The organism is Microbacterium sp. BF1 (assembly GCF_019279095.1).
Taxonomy (GTDB): domain Bacteria; phylum Actinomycetota; class Actinomycetes; order Actinomycetales; family Microbacteriaceae; genus Microbacterium; species Microbacterium maritypicum.
On sequence record NZ_JAGYWT010000748.1, the window covers coordinates 1 to 801 of the forward strand.

Below are 801 nucleotides of genomic sequence, written 5' to 3' on the forward strand. Positions count from 1 at the left end.
TACTTCCAGTACAACCCGCAGGGTGTCGAACACGCCAACCTCAGCTGGGGGCATGCGACGAGCGCCGATCTCCTGCGATGGACCGAGCACGACCCTGCGATCCTGTGGGACGACACGGCGCAGATCTCGCCCGTCGACGAGCGCACGGCCTCCGAGACCGTCCCAATCACTCCTGACGCGGCGTTGTCGGCGGTGAAGTCGGGTGTGTTCGTGGGTGGGGGTATCGGGCAGGTCGGTGATGTGGTGCAGTACGAGATCACGGCGACGAATGTCGGGAATGTGACGATCACCGAGGGTGGTCTGGTGGATCCGATGCAGGGTCTGTATGACGTGTCGATCGCGTGGTCGGGTGTTCCGGGTGTGCTCGAGGTGGGCGATTCGGTGACGGGTCGTGGGAAGTATCGGATCACGCAGGCGGATGTGGATGCCGGGTTCGTGGAGAACACGGGCACGGTGGGTGGTCGGACGCCGTCGGGCGCGGTGGTGCGGGTGGATACGAACACGGTGCGGGTGAACACGGTTCAACCGGCTGCGGGGTTGTCGGTGTCGAAGGCGGGGGAGGTGTCGGGTGCGGGTGGTGTCGGTGATGCGGTGTCGTATGCGTTCGAGATCGCGAACACGGGCAACGTGACCCTGTCGGGTGTGTCCCTCACCGACGAACTACCCGGCGTCAGCGTTCCGGTGGTGACGTGGCCGGGCGACGACGGCGTGCTCGCGCCCGGAGAGACCGCCACTGCAACGGCGGAGTACACGATCACGCAGGCCGACGTCGACGCGGGCGAGGTCCGCAACGTCAACGAC

At 66.2% G+C, this 801-nt stretch carries 1 pseudogene; it reads left to right on the forward strand.

What is annotated here, in order from left to right:
• Positions 1-801 (forward strand): annotated as a pseudogene (locus tag KZA10_RS16530) (hypothetical protein); the annotation flags it as partial.